Genomic DNA, 8,777 nt, shown 5'->3' with positions numbered 1-8,777 from the left:
ACAAAGAATACAGTAACGAATTCCGCTGCATCTCATCAGAAACTATTTACCGTCCCCCACAAACCACCGGTTGGCCGCGAATGCAAGGCCCACAAAATGCGATTGTTGTAGGTCCTGAAGGCGAAGAGATCTACACGGACGAATACGGTCGTGTAAAAGTCCAGTTTCCATGGGACCGCTACGGCGCTTACAACGAAAACAGCTCCTGCTGGGTGCGTGTCACCCACAGTTGGGCGGGTAAAAACTGGGGTAACATCTATCTGCCGCGTATCGGTCAAGAAGTCATCGTCGACTTTATGGATGGAGACCCAGATCGTCCGATCATCACCGGCCGCGTGTACAACGCTGAACAAATGCCACCGTACGAATTACCGGCGAACAAAACTCAAAGCGGAACACTCACGCGATCCACCAAAGGCGGTACGGCCAGTAATGCCAATGCGTTGCGCTTTGATGATAAAAAAGGCGAAGAAGAGGTCTGGCTGCACGCTGAAAAAGACCAACGTATCGAAGTTGAAAATGACGAATCGCACTGGGTGGGTCATGACCGCGTAAAAGAGATCGATCACGACGAAACGGTGTTTGTACATCACGACCGTACCGAGACAGTCGACAACAACGAGAAAATTCTCATCCGCAACAATCGTATGCACACAACGGGAATTGCCGAGATTAAAACGGTGGGCATGGTACGTGTGCACACGGTAGGTGTGAATGAGACCAATACGATTGGGGCGATGCAGCAGAATACGGTTGGGGTTAACCAAGACAATACGGTAGGGGTTAATCAAAGTACGACCGTTGGGCAAAACCAGACGAATACTATTGGCGAGAAAATGATCTATGAAGTAGGGGAAGAGATCATCCTTCGTACTGGGAAGTCGAGTATTCACATGCTGTCTGATGGCACTATCACCATCCAAGGTGTTGATATAACGGTGAAGGCTGAAGGCGAGATTAAAACCCAGTCGGGTAAAGATACGTCGGTTAAAGCTGGCGGTGTCATTTCATTAAAAGCGAAAAAAGTATTAGGTAACTAGGGATCAATATGGCCAGTAAACATGTGACAGAATCTTTATCTTTTTCAGAAGTTATGGAAAAAAAATCTGATCATGAGCCATTGAACCCTTATATTGATTCCGCGTTGCAAATGGAGAACGGCAAACCTGTTCATATAGAAATGCCTATATTAGGTGTGTTGACTGGGTTTAACTTAGCGGGCCAGCCATTAGTATCGCATGAGTATAGTGAATGCGATGACATGATCGCTATGTCCACGACAAAATTAGAGCTTGATGATATCAACAAAAAAGTAACGTTGGTTTTTATCAAAGGTGATGTGAAGCAGCCAATGATTCTGGGTGTAGTGCAAGATCAGGTTCTAGAGATCAACACACCTAAAACTATTGAATGTGCAGAAGGTATTTTACTTAAGTGCGGTGATGCAAAAATCAGCTTAGACAAAGATGGACACCTCCTCATTCAGGGTGTGACTGTGAGCACACAGGCTTATGGTACAAATCGTGTTAAAGGTAGTGCGGTGAAAATCAATTGAGCCATGCCAAATGGAATTGAATAACTTCACTCAATTAAACGCTCAATACTCATCAGGGTTAATGCCCGACGGAAGGTCTTGTGTAGTTATTGTTGCTAAGGGGTCTTGGGCTTTTCCGCAATGCTCAGGAGGTGAAGCGATACTCCTAGACCCAGAATCATCATTGGATATTATTACCGCTGATGTTTCGTTAGGGCAGCCAGGGTTTACGCCTATTTTATATGAGAATGACTTCGCTCGATTTAAGCCGCAATGTGATGTGATTATGCATGCCCATGCTTACTCGTTATCAAATAAACCAGAGGTAGAGGTAGGTCTTAAAGTTGGTTCGGAACTTGATAAGCGTTTTAGAGTATATGGCCCTAGGCAGTGGATAAAAAGTGGTTGGTCATTATCTTTAAGCAAAGCATTGCCTTTTGAAAAACAGATAATCCACTATGGCCTTGCATACGGCGGTGTTGATTATTCTGAGTTTGATAGTAAAGGTATTGCTCACACATTTGTTAACAACCCATTAGGCATTGGGTATGCGCCCAAAACTAATGCAAACGATTTAGACGGCAAACCAGCACCTCAATTAGAGCCTTTAAATCAAAAAATTACTCGATTTAATCAAGAAATCGAACCCGTGTCATTTGGCCCCATCTCAAGAAACTTTAAGGACCGATTAGCCTTGGCTGGCACCTATGATGAGCATTGGGAGCGAGAAGTCAGCCCTTTTTTACCGGATGACTTTAAAGAGGCATTTTATCAATGTGCCCCAAATGATCAGCGTATTAGTCATTTGTGCGGTGGCGAAGAAATAACATTGAGCAACGTCATGCCAGAGGGAGAATTTTCGTTCGTCGTACCCGATACTCATATCTATGTGTCAGCGATAAAATCGGGTGGTAATGAGCAGCTGCTAGATGTGAGAGCGGACACACTGATTATTGAACCAGAGCTGCGTCGATTTAGTGTGGTGTGGCGGGCCAGTATCCCCATTGAATATTACAGTACGGAAATCAATACGATAATTGTAGGTCAGCCAACCAAAGCATGGCGTCTTGCGCGAGCAAAAGGCAAGGAATTTAAGGTGCTTAATGGAGGGATTAGATAACGATGCAACAACGTACGCCTGTGGAGGCTAATCGTCCTCTCGCTATCGAACAAATAGGGTTGGTCAGTGCTTTAGGTCGTGGCTGGAAAACTAATGGCTCAGCCATGTTGCTTGGGTACAGTGGCACCTACAGACAGCAGGCACGTTGTGACATCGACTCAAAGCTAAGAGGGTATTCTCGATTAGCAGCCTATGTTGAAGAGGCGTTAAGTGAAATAGCCTGCGATACCATCAAGCATGTATTTTTATGTACCAGTGAAGCATCCAGACCAGGTTTATTTCCTGATATACATAAAGCCAATTTACTTAAAGCATTAGTAAATCGCCCTTATATACAAGAACGATTAGGTGGTATTACGCTTGAGGTTATCCCTGAAGGCCGAGCAGCCTTAGCAAGTGCTCTAGAGCGAAGCAATACAGTAATGACGCAACCTGACGATAAGGTGCTTATTGTAGCGGCAGACACCTACCTCAACTCACAGACGCATTTACAACTGTTGAGCCCTCCATCTCGGGAAGGAGTGAGTAGAAAAGTGAGGGTGTTAACCGATAAAAATAGTGATGGCTTTATTCCCGGTGAAGGTGCTGGTGCTTTATTAGTGGGTAGACCCTCACAAAAGGAAGATCAATTTCTTATCCTTTCCACGGCAATAACCGAAGAACAAGCAGTCATTGATAGCGGCCTACCCTGTAAAGCGGTAGGGCTAACTCAAGCGATTAGAAAGGCATCGGAACGTGCGCAATCAGCGTTAGCCAACTGCCAATATCGAGTCGCGAGTGCCTCGGGTGAGCATTACTTTTTTGAGGAGGCTGGCTTGGCCCAAACCCGTGTGTTAGATCGTAAGATCAAGACGCAACCTTTGTGGTTACCCGCCAGTCATGTGGGGGAGATTGGTGCCGTGGCCGGTATTGCTATGATGAATATGATTTTATATGCCTCCTTACAAAATCCCTCCATGCGAACTGATTATTGTGCTCATCTCAGCAACGATGATTCGCCCAGAGCGGCTATGTTTGTTTCGTTTGAAAGGAGTGGTTATGCCAAATGAAGTGTTTGCAAACGGCTTGGAAGTGGCCTGTAAGGTCGCTGATGGCGTATCGACTGCGGCCTTTCCTGATCCATGTTGGAGCCCACCTTTTCCTAGTGCGGGTAAAGTGCTTATTCCTTATGCTAATACGGCCTTCGCTAAAGATTTAACGAACGCTAGCAAAACCGTCATGATTACTGGTAAGCCAGTAGCACTGAAAGATTACTCGTTTTTTAAAACCAGCACTGGGAACGAGCCTGCCACCATGGCGCTTGGTATGGGTAAGAAAACAGGGGTAATAAAAGGGAAAACTTATTTTCGCTCATGGTCGATGGACGTATTTATCGAAGGGTATAACGTATGTCGTCATACTGACAAAATGACGCACAATCACGGATCTGATCCGGGTAACACCGGTAACTGGACTTACATTGATACGGCTACCACTGAAAGAAAATGCCGTAGGGACCGTAATAGAGTTAAAGATGAGTGTGAAATAAAAGACGGCGAAAATAGAAGATTTCGTCGTAAGCAAGAGAAGCGAGCGAGGCGACATAACCCTCCACGGCGTGTCACGCCTAGAGACAAAACATGGAAAGATAAAAACTGCCTAGGCCTTATGATTAAGCCAACTAATATTGAGTCATTAGAATCGCGCCTTAACGATTTTCAAAATGAAGCAATGGAAGTAATGCATGATATTGACCAAGTGATCATTGATCTGATGGTCGATAAAGCGGCGGATTTTGGGGTTAGAGCGGGTGCCAAGCACGCGGCGGCATTGGGCTGTACCGTTTTTTCTCCTGCGGGAACGGCGGCGTGTGAGACAGGTGTCTTTGTTTACAATGTGGGTGATGGAATTTATACCGCGGTCACAGGTGCGATGGATGTATTTGAGCTGAAAGACGAAATTGGTGCTCTACGTGACCAGTTAAATACTGGCTTAGAGTACATAGAACAGCTAGATAAATACCGCAAAGGTGAAATAACGAAAGATGAATTCTGGGAGCACTTTCGTGACCAAATGAAAGAAATGGTCGCGAACAACGACTGTCTTAAAGCCCGTAAATGCATGTTATCGCCTTATAATAAATCGCAAACAGCTAACAGCCATGGTACGGATAGAAACACGGTTAGAAATCATAATACACAAGGGCGTGTAGGCTCCGCTGATGACCTTTTTGGTCAGTTGGGCAATGCTTCTGTCGGTGGCTGTTGTCCAGGGCAAACTGGCCATCACTTGTTACCAGAAGCTTGGTTTAAAAATTGCCCTGCGTATACGAATAGCGTGCATCGTGCTGCTCCCGTTGTATGTGCCGAAGGTACGGGTCACAGTGATGGTACTCATGGAACTTTCCATACGGAAACTGATGAAATTACCAAACAACATTTAGGTGAAGTGCTTAGTATGTCTCGCGCCATAGAACTAGCAGCCGAGGCTCATAAGAATGCTGTTGATAGGGACTTTGGTGAGCGTTGGTTCGGTATGGAGCATTGTGATCCTGACTGTATAAAGGCACAACTCGATACGTTTTATAAACAAATTGATTGTGAGCCAGTACCGACAACTAAAGATGGGTCTACTGAACAGCAAACTACCGAAGGCTCTGGTGTAGAGTAAGGAGTGGAAATGGAAGATATAAAATATCGAATTTTGGATGGTTTCATAATCCATGATTGTGCAATTTTAGCGCCCAATTACTTTGCTGTTTCTGCAGAAGAGGAATTGCCTGAAGAGACATTTGACTATTATACCAGCAGAGGCCAAACACGTTTAGCTATACATAATTTGAAAGTTCAAGAGGATGGTAAACCTCCAGTTTGGGGGGCTACAACTTGGAATAGAACATCATTCTTTAACACGAGAGTAGTTAATACTGTGTTCAAAGAATCAATTATGATTGACGATGCTGGTTCTGTTTATTACGGCGGCCTCGGCGAAAATAAGCGGGTAGAACAAAAGCTCCCTAAACATTTACGTATCGAGAACATCTCGAAAGTAGGCGAGCAAGTATATGGGGTCGGCTTTGGACGCATTATCACTAAACGAATCGGCCCCGATCATTGGGAGTTAATGACTGAGTCCATTCAAGATTCAACTGCCAAAAATACAGGTTTTTATGATCTTGATGGCTTTGATGAAAACGATCTCTATGCCGTGGGCGGTAAGAATGACATCTGGCACTTTGATGGTGAAGACTGGAGTCCAGTTGATGTGGTCGATGCTCCGTTTCTTCCTATGTGCGTTTGCTGTGCCGAGGATGGCTATGTTTATATCGGAGGTGCATGGGGCATGATAGCCCGAGGCCGGGGTGATGAATGGGAAACCTACATGCCAGAATCCCGTGTTGATAAATTCTCCAGCGTCGTGAGTTACCAAGGGCGTATCTTTTTCGGGAATGAATCACGCGTGTATGTCATGCCACATAATGCGCAAACGCTCGAATACAAAGAATACGACTTTGAAGGTCAAATCAGCTCATTGGGTGCCCGCCGCATGGACGTAGGGCATGGATTAATGATGTTTGCCAGCTTAGGTCGGGTAGCGCTTTACGACGGTGTTCAGTGGAAAATGATTTACAGCGGCTCTCCCATGCCTAAAGAAGAGGCTCAAGTACTCGAGATGATGACCCACAATGCCGAAGAAACCTTAGATGCAATGGGTGAACTACTGGACAAACTCAAAACATTTAAAAAGTAGAGCACAACAAATGATATGCAGGGATGCGTCAATGAATGCACAAAGGAACAGCTAACATGGCACTATCTCCATGGTTAGCCTCTATTTTACGACACGATGCACCGCATGCATGGGTACTTAGGCACAATGCGACCCATTCATCACGTTTTTACCCAATGGATATCGCTCGGTATGATCGTCAACTCAACGAATACTTACATCTTCTTGAGTATGAAGCGCTGGATGGAGCTGATACGTTATCGAGGGTCGATCATGAGACGCAGGGCGGCTTATTCATCCATTTAACTTCGGCTATTCAACAAAGCAACTGGGAACACTTTATTACCTTGCTGAGTGAGTTATCAGATGATTCTGAACAAGGTGAAGAGCTAGCGCAGTCATTAGCGTGGTTTCCTGTCTCGGTAACATACTCGTTTATACAATATGCCCTAGAGCATTCGTCACCTGTGGTACAAGCTGCTGCCATTAACGCGTCAGCAGCAAGAGGCGTTGATCTTCCTGTTGCCGAAGTGGCGTCATACTTAGGCGCTCAGGATCATCGAATTACGATAGCAGCATTACGTTACCTAGGTAATCGTAAATACCACGTCGATCAACTCATGTCGCTTGTAAATACCTTATTGACCAGCCAGCATGAAGGGGTGCGTTTCAATGCTATTCGAGCAGTACTTTTACTGGGGGACAGAGAGCGAGTTAGTTTGCTTCAGTCCTATGTGACCCAAGCTTGCGAGTATACACGCGAAGCGATTCAGCTTATTTACCCATTGTTCGATATAGCCCAACAAGAAGCACTCACAGCATCTATCCTATCGGCTGATTTATCGCCAACCATCAAACTCTATGCGCTGGCTGTATCAGGTGATACAGGTTACGTGCCAACTATAATAGAGTGGACTTCACAGGCAGACTATGCACGCTTAGCCGGCGAGTCATTTGCGTTTATAACAGGGATCGACATTGAGGAAGAGAATCTATGTCCTGTTATAGAGGATGAAGACGAGAGTGAATTGCAGAATCTCGACAATATTAATGTAAGAAGGAAGCAAGACCCGTGGGCACAAGCCTATGAAAGTGATCTGCCGATACCCTCAGCTGAGCGGTTGCAGGCATGGTGGTTATCCCATCAGGAAGAGTTTAAAAAGGGGCAGCGTTGGATTGCCGGAAAGCCCTACTCACAAGAGAACCTCAATACCATCGCAACTGAAGGCAACCAACGTCAGCAACGCGTGGCCGAAATAGCATTGGCTTTATCATATCCAGGTTCCTATGTGCACGATCTCACACTGCCGGTTGGTATCGGTTAACTATTCATGAAAAAGTTTGAAGATATTTAAAAAATTGCAAAACTAGGTATTTTTCTGATTTTTTTATAGAAAAAGATCACCTATCATAGCGTTTGTCTTAGCCTCCCAGACAATGGTAAGAAAAGGATGTCTTCCATGTGTATCGCAGCACCTTGCCGTGAGTAGTGCTGATGTCCTTTTTTATATTGTGTTTTCTGGAAGTAGTCCATGGCGGACGACTGTTTTTAAAATGGGGAAACACCCTTTAATTGAGCTAATGTTAGTTGGCTTCGTTAAAGGATTTGTAAGTGCAGGGGTCTCCTGCATTATAAATTTGTCAAAAAAAGGAACTGTAAACTCATGGCAATTTATTTAAAGATCGATGGTATTGATGGTGATGTGACGGCAGCGGGCCACGAGAATTGGGTTGAGTGTGACTCAATGGAATGGAATGTGACTCGTAGTTTGACCACCAAGCCTGGTCAGGGTAAAGATCGCGAATCAACTACGCCGGTTGTTGGTGAGATCACGCTAACGACTAAAATGGATAAGACCTCTCCACTATTTTTCGCTGAATCTTGCGTTGGCCAAGGTAAAACAGCAAAAATTCATATGGCTCAAACCAGCTCTTCAGGTATCGAAACTTATATGGAGTACACGCTGACTAATACGCTAATTAGTGGTTACAGTGTGATGAGTAACGGTGACCGCCCTGTTGAAGCTGTTTCTCTTAACTTCACTAAAGTAGAGATGAAATACACAACATGGAACGAGCAGCATCAACCAGAAGGTAGCGTGCCTGCTGGTTATGACATCGCTACAGGTGTTCGTTTGTAAGCTTAGGTCTTTCTGCCAAGGCAGCAGCATGAGCTGTTGTCTTGGGTTTATCGATGTAGATGACCTATTACATCGCTATTTTTCCACATTAAACGATTTAATACACACTAGTTTGAGTGTAACTGGTGTGTTTGTAGCGTAACACAAGGAAGTGTATGGCTGACTTTAAGCAGCAAAGCCGTTTGTTGGCAATTGATACCCCACTCGGTGACGATGTTTTTTTGCTAACTCGTCTAGCAGGTGAAGAATCTGTATCAGCGCTTTTTGGCATTGA

At 44.9% G+C, this 8,777-nt stretch carries 8 protein-coding genes; all 8 read left to right on the top strand.

All coding sequences use genetic code 11. The annotated features are described in order from the left end of the window. Window positions 1–1,040: type VI secretion system Vgr family protein (locus BS617_RS17815; RefSeq protein ID WP_139303245.1), on the top strand; the 1,040-nt coding region annotated here is incomplete at its 5' end. A gap of 8 nt (window positions 1,041–1,048) precedes the next feature. Next, the gene (locus tag BS617_RS17810) at window positions 1,049–1,555 is read left to right on the top strand and encodes a DUF6484 domain-containing protein (protein WP_075174353.1); all 507 of its coding nucleotides are present in this window, start codon (window positions 1,049–1,051) and stop codon (window positions 1,553–1,555) included. A 10-nt stretch (window positions 1,556–1,565) separates the two neighbouring features. Next, on the top strand, window positions 1,566–2,654 hold the full coding sequence (locus BS617_RS17805; protein ID WP_075174352.1) for a DUF2169 family type VI secretion system accessory protein: 1,089 nt from the start codon (window positions 1,566–1,568) through the stop codon (window positions 2,652–2,654). 2 nt (window positions 2,655–2,656) lie between these two features. Further along, the gene (locus BS617_RS18230) at window positions 2,657–3,703 is read left to right on the top strand and encodes a hypothetical protein (RefSeq protein WP_075174351.1); all 1,047 of its coding nucleotides are present in this window, start codon (window positions 2,657–2,659) and stop codon (window positions 3,701–3,703) included. Continuing rightward, on the top strand, window positions 3,693–5,303 hold the full coding sequence (locus BS617_RS17795) for a PAAR-like domain-containing protein (RefSeq protein ID WP_075174350.1): 1,611 nt from the start codon (window positions 3,693–3,695) through the stop codon (window positions 5,301–5,303). The genes BS617_RS18230 and BS617_RS17795 overlap by 11 nt, the downstream gene beginning before the upstream one ends. Window positions 5,304–5,312: 9 nt before the next feature. Next, window positions 5,313–6,383, top strand: a complete 1,071-nt coding sequence (locus BS617_RS17790; RefSeq protein WP_075174349.1) for a hypothetical protein — start codon at window positions 5,313–5,315, stop codon at window positions 6,381–6,383. A 56-nt stretch (window positions 6,384–6,439) separates the two neighbouring features. Then, window positions 6,440–7,687 (top strand): hypothetical protein, encoded by a 1,248-nt coding sequence (locus BS617_RS17785; RefSeq protein WP_075174348.1) that lies wholly within the window; start codon window positions 6,440–6,442, stop codon window positions 7,685–7,687. 339 nt (window positions 7,688–8,026) lie between these two features. Further along, window positions 8,027–8,503, top strand: coding sequence for an Hcp family type VI secretion system effector (locus BS617_RS17780; RefSeq protein WP_075174347.1), 477 nt, complete (start codon window positions 8,027–8,029; stop codon window positions 8,501–8,503). The last annotated feature ends 274 nt before the right edge of the window (window positions 8,504–8,777 follow it).

This window comes from Neptunomonas phycophila (genome assembly GCF_001922575.1).
Lineage (GTDB): Bacteria > Pseudomonadota > Gammaproteobacteria > Pseudomonadales > Balneatricaceae > Neptunomonas > Neptunomonas phycophila.
The sequence above is the reverse complement of the archived record's forward strand: the minus strand, read 5'-3'. Positions and strand labels throughout refer to the sequence as shown.

Excerpts from the sequence above, each read along its gene's own strand:
- BS617_RS17810 (WP_075174353.1), top strand. The coding sequence starts at position 1,049 with ATGGCCAGTAAACATGTGACAGAATCTTTATCTTTTTCAGAAGTTATG.
- BS617_RS17805 (WP_075174352.1), top strand. The coding sequence starts at position 1,566 with ATGGAATTGAATAACTTCACTCAATTAAACGCTCAATACTCATCAGGG.
- BS617_RS18230 (WP_075174351.1), top strand. The coding sequence starts at position 2,657 with ATGCAACAACGTACGCCTGTGGAGGCTAATCGTCCTCTCGCTATCGAA.
- BS617_RS17795 (WP_075174350.1), top strand. The coding sequence starts at position 3,693 with ATGCCAAATGAAGTGTTTGCAAACGGCTTGGAAGTGGCCTGTAAGGTC.
- BS617_RS17790 (WP_075174349.1), top strand. The coding sequence starts at position 5,313 with ATGGAAGATATAAAATATCGAATTTTGGATGGTTTCATAATCCATGAT.
- BS617_RS17785 (WP_075174348.1), top strand. The coding sequence starts at position 6,440 with ATGGCACTATCTCCATGGTTAGCCTCTATTTTACGACACGATGCACCG.
- BS617_RS17780 (WP_075174347.1), top strand. The coding sequence starts at position 8,027 with ATGGCAATTTATTTAAAGATCGATGGTATTGATGGTGATGTGACGGCA.